General features: G+C 69.9%; 8 protein-coding genes and 2 pseudogenes. 4 read left to right on the top strand and 6 right to left on the bottom strand.

Going from position 1 to position 18,419, the window contains the following annotated elements:
- Positions 1-95: 95 nt before the first annotated feature.
- Positions 96-3,206, bottom strand: a complete 3,111-nt coding sequence (locus tag NLX86_RS29110; RefSeq protein ID WP_254374790.1) for a sacsin N-terminal ATP-binding-like domain-containing protein — start codon at positions 3,204-3,206, stop codon at positions 96-98.
- A 933-nt stretch (positions 3,207-4,139) separates the two neighbouring features.
- Positions 4,140-5,066: a DUF3027 domain-containing protein gene (locus NLX86_RS29115; RefSeq protein WP_254374791.1), complete on the bottom strand. Its 927-nt coding sequence runs from the start codon at positions 5,064-5,066 to the stop codon at positions 4,140-4,142.
- A 329-nt stretch (positions 5,067-5,395) separates the two neighbouring features.
- Between NLX86_RS29115 and NLX86_RS29120 the strand changes: the two genes are divergently transcribed.
- The 4 genes from NLX86_RS29120 (at position 5,396) to NLX86_RS29135 (ending at position 9,059) form a co-directional block, all read left to right on the top strand.
- Positions 5,396-6,778 carry an MFS transporter gene (locus NLX86_RS29120; protein ID WP_302061911.1) on the top strand — a complete coding sequence of 461 codons (1,383 nt, stop codon included), beginning with the start codon at positions 5,396-5,398 and terminating at the stop codon, positions 6,776-6,778.
- 27 nt (positions 6,779-6,805) lie between these two features.
- Positions 6,806-7,318, top strand: coding sequence for a DUF2771 domain-containing protein (locus NLX86_RS29125; RefSeq protein WP_254374793.1), 513 nt, complete (start codon positions 6,806-6,808; stop codon positions 7,316-7,318).
- 294 nt (positions 7,319-7,612) lie between these two features.
- Positions 7,613-8,209 (top strand): futalosine hydrolase, encoded by a 597-nt coding sequence (locus NLX86_RS29130; RefSeq protein ID WP_254374849.1) that lies wholly within the window; start codon positions 7,613-7,615, stop codon positions 8,207-8,209.
- Positions 8,202-9,059: a 1,4-dihydroxy-6-naphthoate synthase gene (locus tag NLX86_RS29135; protein ID WP_254374794.1), complete on the top strand. Its 858-nt coding sequence runs from the start codon at positions 8,202-8,204 to the stop codon at positions 9,057-9,059. Before NLX86_RS29130 ends, NLX86_RS29135 begins: the two co-directional genes overlap by 8 nt.
- 7 nt (positions 9,060-9,066) lie before the next feature.
- Here NLX86_RS29135 and NLX86_RS29140 read toward each other — a convergent pair.
- The 4 genes and pseudogenes from NLX86_RS29140 to NLX86_RS29155 form a co-directional block, all read right to left on the bottom strand.
- A pseudogene (locus NLX86_RS29140) lies at positions 9,067-9,261 on the bottom strand (VapC toxin family PIN domain ribonuclease); the annotation flags it as partial.
- A gap of 41 nt (positions 9,262-9,302) precedes the next feature.
- Positions 9,303-10,508: pseudogene (locus NLX86_RS29145) on the bottom strand (IS3 family transposase).
- Positions 10,509-10,603: 95 nt separating this feature from the next.
- Positions 10,604-11,098, bottom strand: a complete 495-nt coding sequence (locus tag NLX86_RS29150) for an SMI1/KNR4 family protein (protein WP_254374795.1) — start codon at positions 11,096-11,098, stop codon at positions 10,604-10,606.
- The gene (locus tag NLX86_RS29155) at positions 11,095-18,039 is read right to left on the bottom strand and encodes an HNH/ENDO VII family nuclease (RefSeq protein WP_254374796.1); all 6,945 of its coding nucleotides are present in this window, start codon (positions 18,037-18,039) and stop codon (positions 11,095-11,097) included. Before NLX86_RS29155 ends, NLX86_RS29150 begins: the two co-directional genes overlap by 4 nt.
- Positions 18,040-18,419 lie beyond the last annotated feature (380 nt).

The following is an 18,419-nucleotide window of genomic DNA, read 5'->3' on the forward strand; positions in this document are numbered from 1 at the left end:
TCGTCCGTCAGATCTGCACGCGCCACAACACAAGATCATTTCACAGGCGAGATCCACTTTCGCAACAGGCCCTAGGGGAGGGGGTGTCCGGCGGCTCAGTCGAACCAGCGGTCCCGGGCCAGCTCGTCAGTACGCGACGGGTCCTCCAGCAGGGCCGCCACCTCGAAGCGCCGCGGCCACTGGCCCGCCGCCCAGGCCAGGCCGGCCGCCACGCCCTCCAGCGTGGCCGCGTGCAGGACCCCGTCCGGGGTGCGGCGCCAGTCCAGTTCCACGCCGCCCGCGACGAGTTCCTCGTGTTCGTAGTACGAGTGCGGAGTCGCGGGTCCGAGCAGGATCCGGACCGCGTCCGGCACCCGGTGCTCCTCGCCCTCCGTCGTCACCTCGGCCGGTACGGTCTCGCCCAGGCGCCGCACCTGGAGCAGCTCGGCCAGGTCCGCGGCCCGGGACGGCGACACCGGCAGCAGCGCCAGGCCCGCGGTGAGCGGCAGCAGGTCCGGCGCGTCGGCGATGACGGCGTCCGCCGCGTCGACCACCCGCACCTCGCCGTCCACGACGGCCCGCAGCTCGTCGGGCAGCGTCACCTGGTCCGGGTCGAGGTCCGCGAGCGCCCCGTAGAGGGCGTGCAGCTGGCGCGCGGTGACGTGCCGGGACGCGTCGGCGAGCCGCCCCAGCAACTCGGCCGCGCCGCCCGGCTCGTCGAGGAGGGCGGCCACGGATGTCCGTACACCCAGGGCGCGCAGCACCTGCTCGTCGTCAAAGCCGGTCGCGTCCGCCTCGTCGTAGAGCCCTGCGAGCAGCGGATCGCCGCCCGTGGCGCGCAGACCGGCCGGCCGGCGGCCGTCGAGCACCGGGTGGTCGCGCAGCCACCACGCCGTGTAGGACCGTACGGTCTCGGTCCTCCCGTCCGGCAGCAGTACCCGCACCGGCTGGGTCAGCGCATCACGCAGCGGCGGCTGCGCCAGCAGAGCCAGCGCCCGCGGCCAGGCGTCGTCGTCCACCAGATCCAGATCCCGTACCGCGACGATCTCCGTCACGACGGGCGGCACCGGGGTCTCCGGCAGCTGGTCGAGCACGTCCTCGCACCACACGTCCACCGCGTCGAGCAGCCCGGCGTCGTCGGGCTCGGCGAAATCACTGTCGCGCGGCTCGAGTTCGTCCGGGTCGAGTACGACGTCCGTCGTCCGTACGAGGGTGAAGTTGCCCAGCACCCCGCAGGCGGTCAGCGGCTGCGCACCCCAGCGCGTGGCCAACTCGCTGTCGCAGAAGGCCAGTTCACCTTCACGCATAACCTTCGCGAACGGGCTGCCGGGCAGCACGAGTTCACCGGCCGGGGCGGGCTCGCCGTCCTCGTCCGGCAGCGCGAGCGCGCCGAGCCACGGCTCGTCGCCCGGCTCCAGCCCCGCCTCCCGCACCAGCCCGAGCACGACCTCGGCCAGCTCCTCGGCGTCGAGCCCGTCCTCCTCCCACATCCCGCCGTCGTCGAGCGACGCGGCGACCGCGGCCCGCACCTGGGGGGTGGTCAGCACGGCGCGGGGCGTCGCGGGCAGCGCACCCAGCTTCTCCAGCAGCGGATGCGCGGCGTCGGGGTGCGCCACCTTCAGCCCGAGCCGGGCCAGCTGCTCGCTGTCCACCGCGTCCGGCAGCGGCAGCAGCACCTGGCGGGGGCCGTTCGCGGTGCGGCCACTGGCCAGCGGCACCGGCAGCCCGGCCAGCCGGTCCGGGTCGACGCCGGCCAGGGTCTCGTACAGCCGGTGCCACCACTCCGGCGCGCGCTCCACACCCGCCAGCCGGTCGATCGCGTCGCCCAGCGGCAGCCGGCCCACGCCGAGCGTGCGCAGCTCCGTGCGCCGCTCCAGCCCGGCCGGCAGCAGCGTCGGCAGCACCTCCGCCAGCACCAGCACCGTGTCGGCGCCGGCGCCCTCCACCACCTCGGCCTCAAACGGCCGCAGCGCGGTCAGATCCTCCGACGGCGCCGCAGGCGCGAGGAAGGCCACCCGCGTCAGCCGCCGCAGGATCGCGCCTCGCAGCGCGCCGTCCAGCTCGCCCTTCCCCAACGGCCCCGGCACCAGGTCGATGGTCCCGGTCGAGACAGGCTGCCAGTCACCCAGCAGCTCGGCGTACGCGTCGGCCGCCCGCTCCACCAGGAAGTCGGTCAGCGGGCCGGGCGCGGGGTGCCGGCGGGCCGTGTCCAGCGGCAGCGAGGCGATCAGCAGCGCGGGCACGCCCAAGGGCTCGTCGGTGGGCGTCGGCGCATGCACCACTGCCGCCGTACGCGGATACTCGGGCGCCCCGTCCAGGTCCACGGGCACGGCCCAGGTGACCGCCCAGTTCGGGCGCAGCCGCTCCTCGACGGGCCGTCCGACGAGCAGCGCCGGCTCGATCGGTCCGCCGTGCGTGACCGTGCGCCAGCGGTTCGTCACCCCGGCGCTGTCCTCCACATGGACGTACGGCCCCTCCTCCCGGCGGCGCAGTACGCGTACCCCGCCCGGGGTCTCCACCACGACCTCTTCGAGCCCGGACAGCGTGAGCAGCAGCGCGTCGTCGATGGCCCCGAGCAGCCGCTCCACGAGGTCCTCGGCGCTGCCGTCCCGCAGCGGGAGGATGACGACGGTGTCGTACCCGTCCGGCGCGGTGCCCTCGGCGGGCAACGGCAGCCGCAGCAGCGGCACATGGCCGTCCCGGCGGCGCAGCTCGTCCCCGAGGCCGGGGCTCGCCAGCGCGGTACGCGCGGCCAGCTCGCGCGCCTCGGCGAGCGACCACCGCACGCCCCCGTGCCGCCCCACGACAGCGGGCTCGTCACTCACCGCGAGCACGGCGGCGAACCCGACCCCGAACCGGCCGACGCTCACCTCCTGCGCGTCGCGCTTGGCGGACGCGCGGAGCGTGCTCAGCGACTCGACGCCGGTCGCGTCCAGCGGCGCGCCGGTATTGGCCGCGGCCAGCACGGCGGGCTCGCCGCCTGCGCCGGGATGCAGGGTCAGCCGCAGCCTGCCCGGCACCCGCGCCCTGGCCGCCGCGTCAGCAGCATTCTGAGCCAGCTCCACAACGAGCCGGTCGCGGTACCCGCCGAGCGCGAGGTCCTCCTCGGCGTTGGCGTCCTCCCGGAAGCGGGCGGGGCTGGCCCCCCACGCATCGAGCACCCCGCGCCTCAGCCGCGCCGTCCCGAAGGGATCGGCCCCGTCGGTCGCCGTCGCCTTTACGCTCACGCCTGGTGCCTCCAATTGTCTGACGCCGCCTCCTGGCGGGGCTGGCCTGAAGGTACCGCGCGAGACGGCAATTCCCGCCCTCGCCCCAAGCACCTACCCGATGCCTCAGCCCCCACGCGGCCCCCTGCCGGGGCCGGCCAAGCCGGTGAAGTTCCCCTACCCGCCCTCCCCGAAACGGGGGGCAGCCCCCCGGCCCCCCAGCGCCCAGCTGCGCTGCACGACAGCGAGTCCCAGGCCGGGGCCCCGCAACCCGCCCGCCGCGCGGCACGGGGCACGGGGCGCGGGGCGCGGCACCGCACGGAGCGCCGGGCGCGGGGCGCGGCACAGCACGCGCACGCGCACGCGGCACACGCGGCACCGCACACGGCAGCGAGTCAAGGCCCACCCCGGACGGCCAATCACCCACGGGACGGGGCGAGCGCCCACCGGGCCCAGCTGTACGGCGAGCGGTAGCGAGCAGGCGCGCGGCGCGCAGGCGGGGACGGGGCTTGCCCCCGACCCGCCCCCCATCTCCGCACCCGGAACGATGCGCGCTTCGTCGGCGGGAGGGTGGCGGGGTCGGAGGGCGGGGTGTTCGGGACGTAGAAGCGTGATTTGTGGCGCGGGGCACTGGGCGCCCGAACGCGCCGCCCGAGGGCGCCGTAAATCATGCAGTCCCGGACGCGCCGCCCGGAGGCCCCGGCGCCCGGCCCCTCACCCCCGCGACGCGGGCCGCCCCCGGTCCGGCACTGCAGCGCGGGCCCAACCCAAAACCCCGGCCAACGCCCCGCCCAGCACGGCGGCAGGCCAGCCCGGCCCCAGCGCGGGGACGCCCAATGGCCCCGACCCGCCAAGGCCGACACACCCCGGGCCCCGGCCCGCCAGGGCCGACGTAACGCCAAGGGCCCCGACCCGCCAAGGCCGACGCACACTCCAGCCCGCGGTCCGCCGGGGCTACGAGTGGCCCAGTTCGCCGTCCGCCGTTTCCGGTTCCTCCGGGACCGAGCCGCCGTCCCGCGCCGGGCGGAGCGCGAACTCGTCCACCCGCATCGAATCCAGCACCGGCGGCGCCGGCCGCAACGGCTTCGGCATGACCGCCGCCTCCGAGTGCCCACCGCATCCGTACGACAGCGACACGACATGCCCGTCCGCCGGACCGAACTCGTTGCCGCAGATTCCGAACGCCTGCCCGAGCGACCCGCCCAACGGCACCAGGAAGCCGCACGACACGCACGACGCCGGCGCCGCCTGCGCCATCGCGGTCTTCGCGCCGAAGGATTCGTCCCAGCGGTCGGCCGCCGTGTGCAGCCCGTACCGCGACAGCACCCGCGCCCGGCGCATGCCGAGTTCCTCGGCCACCGCGGCGATCGAGCCACGCGCGGGGGCGACCGGCAGGGAGGACGGCGGACCGCCCGTGACCTCGGCGTCCTCCGCCTCCACCAGCTCGGCCATCTCCTCCGAGACGGCGGAACTCGGCATGGGCTCGTCCTCGCCCGAGTAACCGGGCTCGAGCCGCAGATCCTCCGCCTCGGTCGGCAGGAGGTCGCCAGGACCCATGTCCCCGGGCCGGAGCCGCTCGCTCCACGGCACCCACTCGGGCGCGAGGAGCGCGTCGGGCCCGGGCAGCAGCACCGTCTCGTCGAGGGTGACGATCTTCGCGCGGGAGGCCCGCGCGACCGTCACCGCCCAGCGCCACCCGCGGTAGCCCATCTCCTTGCACTCGAAGAAGTGGGTGACGATGCGGTCACCCTCCGCGACAGCGGAGACATGTTCGCCCACCACCCCGGGAGCGGCGGCTTCCTCGGCCGCCGCACGGGCGAGGTCGACCGCCTCGACGCACAGGCGGTCAGGGGTACGGCTTCGCGTCGTCGCAGCACTCACAGGTCTCGCTTCTCTCCTACGCCGTCTCCTGAGTGCGCCGTCCGTGCAGCCGGTCCATGTCCGTCCGTACGTGGAGCGGGCGGAGCGGACCAGAGGGCCGCGTCGACGTCCGCACCCGATCGGCCTCGGGCGCACCTACTGCTATCCATTCTGCGGGATAGCGGAGAGGCGCGCGGCCAAGAGCAACCGCCGGTGGCGCGCTACGCACGCTACCCTCTCCGCCGCCTGTGGCCCACCTGCGCGTCCGATTCATGGGACAGAGTGAGAAAAAGACGGGAGCGCGACGACCGGCGCACCGGCGCGCCGTACAGCACATCCCCGCCAGTCAGTTGGGGCACTATGACGGGGTGGCAGCCGCAAGGTCGTCCGACGACGCAGCGGGCCCGGTCCGCAGAGCCGGCCGGGCGGTCGGCCGCGCCCTGCACCTCCCCTTCACCGGCACAGCCAGAGGCATCCGCCGCGCCACGCACGCCCACGGAGCAGGCGAATCGGGCCTCGGCAAACTGATCGAACTGCACGCCGTCAACGGCGCGGGCGACATGATGATCACTGTCGCCCTCGCCTCCACGGTCTTCTTCTCCGTACCGACGGACGAGGCACGCAGCCGCGTCGCGCTCTACCTCGCGATCACAATGGCCCCCTTCGCCCTCCTCGCCCCCGTCATCGGCCCGCTCTTCGACCGCATCCCGCACGGCCGCCGCGCCGCGATGGCGGGCGCGATGCTGACGCGCGCGCTGCTGGCGCTCACCATGTCGGGCGCGGTCGCGACGGGCGGGCTGGAGCTGTATCCGGCGGCGCTGGTGGTGCTGGTCGCCTCCAAGTCGTACGGAGTCGTGCGCAGCGCGGTCGTCCCGCGCCTCCTCCCGCCCACGTTCTCGCTGGTCAAGGCGAACTCCAGGGTGACCCTGGCCGGCCTGGTGGCGACCGGCATCGCCGCCCCGGTCGGGGCGGGCCTCCAGGCGATCGGCCCGCAGTGGCCGCTGTACGGGGCCTTCGCGCTCTTCACCGCCGGTACCTTTCTGGCCTTCACGCTGCCCCACAAGGTCGACTCGGCGAAGGGCGAGCGCAAGGCCTCGCTCATCACGCACCCCGAGCGCCACCCCCACGGCCGCAAGCCCGGGCTGCGGACGGTCGGCCCGTCCGTGGCGTGCGCGCTCCGCGCGAACGCCGCGTTCCGCTCCCTCTCCGGCTTCCTCATCTTCTTCCTGGCCTTCCTGCTGCGTGAGCATCCGCTCGCCGGCCAGTCCGCCGTCGTCTCGCTGGCCATCGTCGGCGTCTCGGCCGGCGTCGGCAACGCGTGCGGCACGGCGGTGGGCGCCTGGCTCAAGGCCCGCGCCCCCGAAGCGATCATCGCCTCGGTGCTGACCCTCACCCTGACCGCGGCGATCACCGCCGCCGCGCTGTTCAGCCCGGCCCTGGTCGCGGTGCTCGGGGCGTCCGCGGGCTTCTCCCAGGCGCTGGCGAAGCTGTCGCTGGACGCCCTGATCCAGCGGGACGTACCGGAGGAGGTACGGACCTCCACCTTCGCCCGCTCCGAGACCCTGCTCCAGATGTCCTGGGTGGCGGGCGGAGCCATCGGCATGGCGCTGCCGCTCAACGGAGTCGTGGGCATGTCGGTGGCCGCCGGGCTGATCGGGATGGGCGCCGCGACCGCCGCTCGGGGCCTGCTGACGTCGGCCCGGCGCGGCACGCCGCACCCCCGCGTGGCATGAGCGAGACCGAGCGATAGCCTTCGGCACATGACCGCTCCGCTTTTCTCGGGTAAGGGCCGCCGCACTGCTGCCGCCCTCGGCGCCGTGTCCGCCGGACTCCTCGTCCTTTCCGCCTGCGGCAGCAAGCCGACGCCGCTGGCGACCGTTACGGTCGGCACGACGACGGTGACCTCCGAGGCCGCCTGCCAGGGCGGTGACGGCAAGGGGCTCTCCAACGAGAAGCTCCAGGAGTGCATCGAGGGCCTGAAGACGTCAAAGACCGTCAAGTACTCCCCGGGCACGACGCTGCGTATCGGCGTCGAGCCGGAGGTCGTCGAGGACGGCAAGAAGTGGATCGCCGCGCTGGACGGCCAGCCGATCACCGACCAGTCGAACAAGACCTACCGCAGCTTCCCGGGTGTCGACTTCTTCGGCACCGGCGGCCAGGGCGAGCCCGCGAAGAGCCGGAAGATCAGCATCATCCAGTTCTCCGACAAGGGCCCGAGCAAGGGCAAGGCCGAAGCCGTCTGGAACTTCAAGCTCCAGCGCGACGACAGCTGACGCATGCTGAGTGTGCTGGTGGTGACGGCGGTACAGGCAGAGGCCGACGCCATCACCACCGCCCTGGCGCCGGCCACCCCGCCCGCCCCCGGCGACCCCGCCGTCACGACCCCGGTCCTGGCAACCGCCGCCCCGGCGAGCCCGGCGGGGCGCGGCGACCCTGCCGCCACAGCGGCCACCGTCGCGACCCAGGCACCAGCCACCCCGGCCGGACCGCCCGGCCCGGCCGGACCCGGCAGTCACACGGCTCCGGTGGCCACGGGTGCCCCCGGCCACCGGGGCGGCGCGCCGGAGGTGACGGCGGTCAGCGGCACCGTTTCCTTCGAGGTGCTGGTCGTCGGCGTGGGCCCGGCCGCGGCGGCCGCCGGGACGGCCACGGCCCTGGCCACCGCCCCGTACGACCTGGTCGTCTCCGCCGGCATCGGCGGCGGCTTCCAGCCCGCCGCACCCCCCGGCTCGCTCGTCGTCGCGGACGCGATCGTCGCCGCCGACCTGGGCGCCGAGACGCCCGACGGCTACCTCCCAGTCGAGGCACTCGGCTTCGGGCGCTCCGTCCACCTCCCGCCGCCGGACCTGACGGCACACGCGGCCCAGGCCCTGGACGCCCTGATCGCGCCGGTCCTGACCGTCTCGACGGTTACCGGCACCGCCGACCGCGCCGCCGAACTGGCCGCCCGCCACCCGCGCGCCGGGGCCGAGGCCATGGAGGGCTTCGGCGTCGCCGAAGCCGCCGCCCTGCACGCCGTCCCCGTCCTCGAGATCCGCGCGATCTCGAACGCCGTCGGCCCGCGCGACCGCGCCGCCTGGCGGATCGGCGACGCGCTCGCCGCCCTCACCGAGGGGTTCGGGAAGCTCGTGCCCGTACTGAATGGTTGGGGAGACCATGGATGACGCACTGAAGGACGCCCTGAAGATCGCGTACTCGCCGTGCCCGAACGACACCTTCGTCTTCGACGCCTGGGCCCACGGCCGGATCCCAGGAGCCCCGGTCCTCGACGTCACCTTCGCCGACATCGACATCACCAACGGCATGGCGGAGCGCGGCGAGTTCGACGTCCTGAAGGTCTCGTACGCGGTCCTCCCCTGGGTCCTGGACGAGTACGCCCTGCTCCCCTGCGGCGGCGCACTCGGCCGCGGCTGCGGTCCGCTCGTGCTGACCCGCGAGCCGGGGCTCGACCTCACCGGCAAGACGGTCGCGGTACCGAGCGAGCGCTCGACCGCCTACCTCCTCTTCCGCCTCTGGGCGGCCGACACCCTCCCGCACGGCGTCGGCAAGGTCGTGGTCCTGCCGTTCCACGAGATCATGCCCGCGGTACGGGACGGCAGGGCCGACGCCGGACTGGTCATCCACGAGGCGCGGTTCACCTACCAGCAGTACGGACTGCACTCCCTCGCGGACATGGGCGAGCACTGGGAGTCCACCACCCGCTTGCCCATCCCGCTCGGCGCGATCATCGCGAAGCGCTCCCTGGGCGCCGGGATGCTGCGCCAACTGGCCGACGCCGCACGCACGTCCGTCCGTATGGCCTGGGACGAACCGGAGGCGTCCCGTCCGTACGTACGCGAACACGCCCAGGAAATGGACCCGTCGGTGGCGAACCAGCACATCGGCCTGTACGTCAACGAGTTCACGGCCAACCTGGGCGACGCCGGCTACGCGGCGGTACGCGGCCTCCTCACCCGCGCGGCGGCCGAGGGCCTGGTCCCGCCCCTGTCCCCGGACGCACTGAACTTCGTCTGAACCGGCCTCAGCAGTCGTCCGGCAGCACCCGGAACGCCTTGCGCGCGGTGAGGGGACGCATGGCACGGAAGTCCCACCGGTCAAAGGTCAGTACCGCGTCGGTACGGAACTCGGAAGCCAGCACCACATTCACGGCGTCCGCCAGGTCGAGATCCAGATAGCGGTACCGGCGCATGACGGAACGGGCCTCAGCGAGCACATCCGCGCCGATTGAGGCGACCCCCGGAGTGTGGACACGGGGTTCTATGCGACGAGTGAGAGTTTAGCCCGCTGGTGGTGTTGCTGTTCGAACTCCATCGGCGAGAGGTAGGACAGCGCGCTGTGGCGGCGACGGGCGTTGTAGTAGGTGAGCCATCGGAATATCTCCAACCGTGCCTGACCCATCGTCAAGAACAGCTTCTTGTGCATCACCTCTCGCTTCAGCCCCTGCCACAGACTCTCGGCGAGGGCGTTGTCGTAACTCGAACCGACCTTGCCCATGCTTCTGCGGATGCCGTACTGGTCGCAGACCTGGGCGAACGCGGCCGAGGTGTATTGCGATCCGCGGTCCGAGTGGAAGATCACCCCGGTCACGTCACCACCTCGAGCGGCGACCGCGGCCCGCAGGGCGTCGATGACCAGCTCGGCGCGCATATGCGGGGCCATCGACCAGCCGACCACCCGGCGCGAGCAGACGTCGATGACGCTCGCGACATAGAGCCACGAGGCGCCGACCTGCACGTATGTGATGTCGCCGCACCACTTCTCATCGAGCCGGCGGGCGGTGAAGTCGCGCTGGACCAGGTCCGGGGCGGGCGGCGCGACCGGATCGGGGACGGTGGTGCGCTTCTTCCTGCGCAGGTGACGGCCAACGATGCCGTTCTCACGCATCAGCCGCGCGACCCGCTTGCGGTTGACCGTGTGGCCGAAGCCGCGCAGTTCGGCGTGGACGCGCAGTGCTCCGTAGTTCTCGCGGTGTTCGGTGTGTATCTCGCGGATCTCGGCGACCAGGGCCTCTTCCTCGGCCCGACGGGCGTCCCGCTCCTCGGCGCCGGCGAGCCACCGGTAGTAGCCCGAGCGGGAGACCTGGAGCACCCGGCACAGCCGCTGAACGCCGAAGGCCCCGGCGTGGGCGGAGACGAAGTCCCAGCGGCGGGTCCTCACTTCATCTCCTTGGCGAAATAGGCAGCTGCCCGTCGCAGGATCTCCCGCTCCAGCTGCCACTCTCGGCCTTCAGGAGTCGGGCGTTGTCCGCCCGCAGCCGGCCAGCTCCGCCTCCGGCTCAGCCGCCGCCAACCCACTGCCGACCACCGGGGGCCCGTCCGCGTCGCGCACCCAGACGCGCAGCGTCTCGGGATTGACATTCAGATCGGCCGCGACATCCCGGAACGTCCGACTGCCGACCGAAGCCCGCCACAACGCGATCGCGTCGGACCGGAACTCCGGACTGTACTTCGAGGGCCTTGCCATGGAGATCTACACCTTCCTGGACCGTCAAGATCCATTGTCAGGTGTGTCCACACCACGGGGGTCTCCTCATCTCGCTTTTCTCCTTATTTTCAGCTTCAGCCAGACTCTCGCCAGCGGGCTACGGAACGCTGACACAGGGCGAACGCGAAGGATCCGAAATCATCCCCGAGTCTCTCCATGCTCTCGCGATCCACAACTCCGGGGTTCCAAACGAGGATCGGATACTCGCCTTCCTGATCCACTTGAGAGGAATCGAGGGCAACCAGACCACCCATTCCATCGAACATCACAACGATCAGGTCGGATGGCATTTCGTACTGGCTGCGAGCATCCAGAGTTTCCGTTACGGAACCCAACAGTTTCTGCCCCATCGCGGGCGTCTGATACACGCCGAGGAATTCTTCACCAGCGATATCCCAGGTCCCGAACTCTTCGATCAGACGGCGGTACGAGGGAGGGAAAGCAACACCCAGATCACTCTCGGCGGCGGCCATCGTCCCTGCGTCACAGCCGTCGGCGTGGTTCGCGATGTCATCGTTCCCGCGAACCAGCTCGATCAGTCGCTCACTCGCCTCGACAGCGTTCATCATCCACCAAATCCTGCCGCTCGGTCCTTCCAGTACTGGGATTTCCAGGCGTTGAAGGCATCTCGATCGATTCCACTGGGGATCTTGGTGCCCGCCTTCCAGTGCAGCTGATTGTAGTTCCCGAAGTGCATCGAGTGCGTCACCTCGGCGATCGGCCCGTCCTGCGTCTGGAGCATGTGATGAAGGTTCAGCGGCTTGCCGTCCGGACCCATCGGGGCCAGCCCCTGCTGCATTCTCTTGAGATTGCTTCGACCGTACTTGTCCGCAGGCGAAAAATAGTCCGGATTCACCAGATCATCCCGCTGATAAATGCGCTGACCGTTGTAGTCGGTCCGCGACCAGAATTGGCAGTTTGAGTTGTGAACCAGGACCGGCGTCTCGCCCGCCAGCACATAGTACGTGTGGAGGTTGCTGACGGTCAGGTTGTGGACGGTAGCTTGCTGCGTCCAGCGCTTGATGGCGGTGATCTGGATGTAGGTGCCAGCGCTGGTCTGGAGCCACTGGCCAGGTGTCAGGTCGGTAGCGTCGATCCATTCGCCGAGTTCGGGGACCCAGAAGGGGTGTCCGTCGGTGGCGGTGATGACGGAAGATTCGCTGCCCGTCTCTGTGCCGAGGTCAAGGGTGATCCGAACGAGGTTCTTGTCGCCTTCGCCTGTGATTTCGGCGGTGACGGTCTCGATGCGAGTTTCACCGGTTTCGGAGTCGGTGGCCAGAACAAGGTCGCCCGTTTCCAGCGCTTCAATGGGCTTGCTTGTGCCATCAGCAAGAAGAACCTCAGTACCGGAAACGAAGCTGTTGCCAGAACAGCCCTTCGCTGCGCCCTTGCCCGCACCCTTGGCGAGAGAGGCGCCGCCCTTTACTGCAGCCCCTCCGGGAGCAATCATGCTGAGCGCGTCAACGAACCCCTCACCGCCCTCGTAGGAGCGCGACTTGGTGTCTACGCCCATTTTGGCGACGAGGATGTCGTAGAGATCTGCCGCCGGCAGACCCGGGGCAGCGAATTCCACCGTGGCCGCGACCGACCGGCCCATGCCCGCGAGCAGGTTCCAGCCCCAGTTGCGGTCGTAATACGGGTTGACCCAATTGGTAACCCTCACGGCTTTGGCCATGGGGCTGTACCCCTGCCGCTGCCATGCGTATATATCGGCCAACGAGGCGGTCGTACTGTAGTGCTTGGCAACGGTGCCGACGTCTTGGTATTCAGTGGTGTCGGTGGTGATGACCTGGTTTCCGCCGCATTTGTACAGCGTGCCGCACTCATCACTTTTCAGCCCCGAGGGGTCGCTGAAGGTGACAGGGTTGCCGTTGGAATACGTATACCCGTTCATCTGGAGCGGGTCCGTGATGTCGATGATCGGGTCGACGCTGATGAACCGGCCGGTTGTGGGGTCGTACTCGCGGGCGCCGATGTGGGTCAGACCCGTTGCGGGGTCGTCCACGCCCGTGCCCAGGAATGTGCGGCGGCCCGGCCAGTTCGTGGGTTCCGTACCGCGCGGGTTGCCGTACGGGTCGAACTTGCGGCGGGAGACCGTCATCGCGCCCGAGAGTTCGACCGCCGTGGTGCCCGTGTTGTGGTGGTCGGTGAGCAGGACGGTGAGCTTGTGCCCAGTCGTCTTGCCGGCCGTCGAGCGGACCGTGGTCGGGGCACCCGGGTGGCTGTAGTAGCGCTGGGCGTCGACAGCCGTTCCCGCGGTGTTGACGGTGATCTCGGCCTCGCCGAGGTAAAGAGTGCGCCCGGTGGCGTTGTTCTCGATCAGGCGGTTGCCATCCGCGTCGTACAGATAGGAGACGTCCGACTGGGCGTCACCGTCGGTGTCAACCGAGGTGAGCTTGTTGCGCTGGTCCCAGGTGAGCTTCTGGGTGTCTCCGCCGATCGTGCGTGTGGTGGTGTTGCCCGTGAGGTCGTAGCTGTACGTGGACTGCGAATTCACGGTCGAGCCGGCTTCGCGGACCACCGAGTCGACCTTGGACAGGGCGTGCGGCTGCGTCTTGGTCGGCGGCTGGGTTCCGTTGCCCGTGACCGTCGTCCCATAGCTGTACGTGTACTCGTCGTCCAGTGCGGGGTTGGTGAGGTCGTGGTCGACCATCTTGGTGCGGTTGCCGATGGCATCGAACTCGTACGACTGCCAGTAGCCGTCGCCGTCAGGACCTGCCGTCACCTCGGCAAGGGCTGGTCCCGCACCCTGATCGCCGGTTGAGGTGGGGCATCCGCCGGTCGCACCGGTCCAACCGTGGACCAGCTGGCCCATGTTGTCGTACGCAAAGCACTGCCGGTCATTGGCACCGCTGGGCTGCACGTCGGTGATGTCGGTGACATTGCCGCCTGTGTCATAGCCGTAGTACAGGTTGGACAACCTGTACGGGGCGGTCTCCCGGTCCGCGATCGTCCGGTCCACGAAGCCCGTGTTCGCGTTGAACACATTCGTCGTCCAGACACGGCGCGGGGCCTCACCCGAGGCTGCACGCAGCACTTCGCCGAAGGGGCTGTACTTGGTGTCGGCGGTGTACCAGGACAGACCCGAGGTGGTGACCGGAGCGCCCTCGCCGTTGTACCGGGTGATCAGTTTCTCGGCTGCCAGTCCGCCTGGGGCGGCCGGGAGCGTAGTCGTCTGGAGCTTGCCCGTCGGGGTGTAGGTGTGGCTGTAGGCGTAGGTACCGGCCAGGCCCTTTGTCGCGGCTGTGTCCGGGACCGTGATCCGCGTGCCGGTGGGGCGGTACTCGGTGTCGTAACCAGTGACCTCGGACGTGTACGGCTTGCCATCGTTGAAGCGGGTCGAGGCCACCGGCTGCCCCTTGGCGCCGGGCAGAATGTCGAACGTCCAACTCGCCACGAGCGGGCCCGACGCGGATCCTTCGCGCAGGGCCGTCGTCCGGCCCAGTTCGTCGTACTCGGTGTACTGGGTGCGCTCATAGCTGTCCTTCGACCAGACCTTCTGGTCGAGGGCGTTGTAGCCGAACGACGCGGAGCCCATGTCCGGATCGGTGGAGGCGGTCAGGCGGCCTCGCGCGTCATAGGTGTAGGTCCACTCATTACTGTCGGTATCAGTCACCTTGGTGTGGTTGCCGCGCGCGTCGTAGGCGTAGCGCGTGCTGTTCCAGCTGGTCAGACCGGCGGCCGTCGCGTGCTGGATCAGCTCCGTCCTGCCCAGCACATCCGTCCATGCCCTGACAGACCGGCCGCCCTTCCCCACAGACAGGCCGTCCCCCGACATGCCGGTGCGAGTCAGCGTCCAGTCGCCGCCGTACTTCGTGGTCGTCGAGTGCTCCGAGCTGCCCTCGTACAGGGTGGTCGTCTTGGTGGGGCGGCCGAGACCGTCGTAGGCGGTTTCGGTTGAGTTCGGTACCTCGAAGTCCGTCTTGGGATAGAAGATCTCGGCGACGGGCTCGCCCTCGGCCAGGTACCCGTTGTTGGTCTGGCGGACCGAGCCAGAGGAGTTGTAGAGAGAATCGGTGATGATCCGGCCGCCGCCCATGGCTTCGGCCTGCGTCTGGCGCGGGCGCAACAGCCCGTCGTATATCGCGACGGAGTCCTCGTACGTCCCGTTGTCACGCAGGGTGCTGGTGGTGACAACCGGCGGCTTGTTGTCTGCGATCTGGTACTTGAAGGTGGCGATCGCCTGGTCGGTGCCCTGCTTACGTGACGGCGTCCACACACCCGTCACACGTCCCAGCTCGTCGTAACTACTGGTGATTTTACGGTTGTTGGCGTCGGTCACTTCAAGAGGCGTACCGCGGGCCGGGTCGACCAGCGATGTCGTGGCGTGGCCCGCCGCGTTGGTGACCGTCGTGGTGAAGGCGGTACCGGTTGCCGGGCTGTATGTGGTGGAGGTGGGTTCGTCGGCCGCGTCAATCACCTTCGTGAGTCGGCCGAGCGCGTCATATGTCGTGCGGGCGCTGGTGATCCAGCCTGCGCCGTCCCCGTCGACCGTGTCCACCTGGTACGGCAAGCCCTTGACCGGTGCGGTACCGAAGGCGTTCAGCGCGTCGTAAGAGGTACGTGCGTCGGAGATGACCTTGTCCCCGCCCGCCGTCGGGGCCTGGGTGCAGTCGCCTACCGTGGTGCGCACGCGCTGTGGGAGGCCGATGAGGTGCTTGGTGGTGTTGTGAACGTAACTGGTGGTGGTGCAGGACTCATTGCCCGTGGTGTGCCCACCGTCGGCCTTGGGAGTGAGGGTGAGGGTCTCGCTGGTGAGCGGCAAGCCGTACACAGCGTCGAACGTGCTCACAGTGCGCACAGTGCGATCGCCCGTGCTGACCGTCTCAACGGCATCCGTGCGCGCGGTGCCCGTGCGGTAAGCCTCAAGCGGGGGCAGGCCGACCCGGGGCCGTGAAGCCGTGCTCTTCGACCACGGCCGGCTCACCGTACGGGCAACGACGGTGCCGCCCGCCTTGGTGTACGTAAGCGCTTCCGCCGTTCGGCCCTGGTACGCGTACAGGTCCTCGGCCAGGTCGGCGCCGGTCGAGTCCTTGACGGTGCTCTTCGCCCGGCCGCCGTCACCCGACATGCCACGGAAATAGCGGGTGCGGGTCTGGGACTGCTCGGTGGAGTCCGTCGCACCGCTTGTGGTCGCGCCCCTCTTCGTGAGCACACTCGCGTAACCGCGCCACTGGCTGTATGTACGCAGCTCCGGCTTGGAGAACTCGTCGGTGTCCTTGCCCCAGGCCGCGTCGCCCTCGTACGTGTAGGAGGTGACGAGATCGGGCTGTTGCGCGACCCGGTCCTTCTCCACGACCTGGTCGACGACGTACTTGTTGAACCACTCCGTCGGCGGCTTTTCCAGGTCCGGGTCCGGGGACCAGTGAACCGGGAAGCAGCGGGTGGTGTTCTCCTCGGGCTTGGGGTGGCTGGTACCGACCGGGCACGGCGCCGAGTAAGCGACGTAGATCTCGCCGCCCGTCTCGGTACGGATCGTCTCCACCCGCAACCGGTCGAAGTCGGGGGTGGCGTCCGTGGCGCTGGTGGCGACCCGGTTGGGCATGTCTACGATGTTGGGGAGGAAGGAGACCGACGGCAGCGCCGCGCTCTCCTGCTGGCCGTCCTCGTTCAGCGTAGTGCCGAAGCCAGTGCGGGTGATCGTCTCGAGCCACAGCGGCGGGTGTGTGTCCGTGCGTTGCTTGGGGAACGACTGCTGCAGGTTCCACTTGTCCACCAATGACAGGGAGGTGGATCCGGGGGTGCGCTGCGCGTAGGTGGTCACGGCCGTCAACCGGAGACGGCTCCAGAAGGTCGGGGAGGAGACGTAGCAGTTCTTGGCAGTGGCCTTGCAGTGCAGGGTGGACGGGGTGTCCCACCAGGGCTGCTTGTCCTCGTAGTTCTTCGACTCGAACTCAGTGTCGGAGCAGTCGGTGCTGCCTTCCCGGACGCATCGCTCGCCGACGGAGAAGACCACCTTGCCCGCCGGGGCACCGGAGATGTCGCCGACCCGCAGACCGTAGCTGATCTGGCTCGGATGCCCGCCGCGGACGTAGGAGACCTTGGACTTGAACTTTTCGTTCTTCGCGTAGTGGTTGGTCTCCTTCTTCCAGTCGATGACCATAGCGTTGCCGTGCACGTCCTCGACGTAGTCGAGATTCCAGCGCCAGGCCTGGGTGCAGAAGGAGTCGGCGTAGGCCGTCTTGTGGCAGGGCTCGTCCGCGTGGTTACCGAAGACTGGGGCCGTGAAAACGGAGTTGGTGAGCGCACGGCTGCCGCCGCCGTCAACGTCGTTGCGGCCAAACCAGTATTGGGTGCCGTCGCGCGCGGTGACCACCCAGTGCTCACCGTCGTTGTCGCCGTTGGCCAGCGCGGTCTCCGTCCTCCGCTCGATCTTGGCACCGTCGTCTTTGGCAGGGGTCCACGTCTCCGTACCACCCTCGCCCTCCACGACCAGCTCGGTGGTCGAACCGCCGAGAGACATCACCACGTTTGGCCCGGACCAGCAGAGGTCGGACTTCTTCTTGTCCGCGGAGCCCGTGTTGTTCGGGACCTTGCCGTCGATGGTCTTGCGGTCCTCGGAGCAGGTCCGGTAGCGGCGCTCGATGAAGCCCGGGTGGTAGTCCCAGCCGTCACCGACCCATGAGGCCTGGCCGTTGGCCACGGACGTCTTGCCGTCCACCGCCTGCGAGGAGTACGAGAATCCGATGCTCGGTGCGGGTCCGGCCGGCGGGGACGGCACGGCAAGCGGGTATGTCCAGGAGAAGCCGCCGCCGCTTCCGCCGGCCGTCCAGGAGCCGGTCGGTGACAGCGTGGTGGCCTTGTACGTACCCCCCGCGCCCGACGCCGAGTCGGTTGCCGCGAGCACCACCGGGCCACCGCCCGCCTGGGTCGAGAGCCCCTGAGTGGGTGCGGTTGCCGGGTCGATCGTCGCCCGTACCGTCTCCGCGGCCGGGTCGTTGGCGCTGGGAACCTCGGTGGCGGTGCTGCATTCCTCCAGGTCGGGCGTCTCCAGGAAGCACTGAGGCAGCTGAACCAGTTCCAGCCGGGACGCCCACTCAGTGCCATACAGGTCCTCGAACCCGCCGTAGTCCAGCTCCACATCGACCGGAGCCGAACCGCCCGCCGGCGGCGTCACGGTGATCACCGCGCCGTCCACCTCGACGTCCTCGGTGGTGGCGCGCGGCTCGATCTCCACATCCCACGTGCCTGTGGGAGCAGGCGGGTTGGGGTCGGCTTCGGTCGGTGACGCCTTCCCGATGCTCACCGGCAGATCGCCGGCCTGGACCAGCGCGTCACCAGCCCCGGTCAGCGGGACGGCGGCAGTGCCTCCGGCCGGCGGCGCCACATCCACCGGATTGTACTCGGCGGGCGGCTCCAGCGGCGCACCCGACCAGCCATCGAGCTGCTCGGCCTTCTCCTCGTCCAGTTGCGCGGCCTTGTCCCGCTGGAGGCTCGGCAGCGCGACGCCATTGCGGGGGTCCGTGGGCGGCAAGGCCCATGCCGTGCTCGGCAGCAGCGTGACTGCCATGACCGCTGCCAGGGCGACTCCGATGCCCTGAGAGACACGGCGTCGCCGTACAGAACGGCGCTCCCTGCCTCCGGGCAGACGGAACTGACTCGTCGGAACCGACGACGGCATGTGGACCCCCCACGCCCGCTGAAGGACATGCCGAGGCAGCCAACAGGGAATTGACAAATAGCTCGCAGATCATGCGCGCAGCACTCACACAAAATCCACAGCTGTCAGGCGCGAGTGATGCCAATCACAGGGATATAAGTGCTCAAACATCGCATGCGTCATGTGATGCGCCTACGGTGCATCAAAATCTGTCTGCTCTGTTCATATATCCAATGGCGGAAGTTCTCTGCGAAGAGGGATAATTCCCCTCACAAGGGCGGCAGAAAAGT

Source organism: Streptomyces sp. A3M-1-3 (assembly GCF_024213665.1).
Taxonomy (GTDB): Bacteria; Actinomycetota; Actinomycetes; order Streptomycetales; family Streptomycetaceae; genus Streptomyces.